General features: G+C 34.9%; 1 protein-coding gene. It reads left to right on the top strand.

Annotated elements, in window-relative coordinates:
* On the top strand, window positions 1–398 hold a 398-nt coding region (locus Q0828_RS24415), incomplete at both ends, for a hypothetical protein (protein WP_298427987.1).

The following is a 398-nucleotide window of genomic DNA, read 5'->3' as shown; positions in this document are numbered from 1 at the left end:
ATAGTCATTCGAGATTTTGGTTTACTTACAAATACAGGTACCATAAATACTACAAGTATAGGTATGTCTTTTGATAGCCAAACGTTTACCAATGAAGGCATCGTGAAAGTTTACGGAGGAGAGACTGGATTTAGGTTAAGTAGAAAAATAGTAAATAATAATATCATTGAAATATTACCAGATGGCATAGCCGGTCTGTCAAATGATACGTTTATCAATAACGGAACACTATTAAATAGAGGAACACTTAGCACAATTGTATTTGGTGTTCCTATTATTGCGACCCTCCATAATTCAGAAACTGGCGTTATAGATAACAGAGCTACTTTAGTCATAGATGTATTTGATGATGGCACGCCTTCTACCTTAATCAACGACGGTACTATTATAAACACAGG

Source organism: uncultured Kordia sp. (assembly GCF_947496985.1).
Classification (GTDB): domain Bacteria; phylum Bacteroidota; class Bacteroidia; order Flavobacteriales; family Flavobacteriaceae; genus Kordia.
The sequence above is the reverse complement of the archived record's forward strand: the minus strand, read 5'-3'. Positions and strand labels throughout refer to the sequence as shown.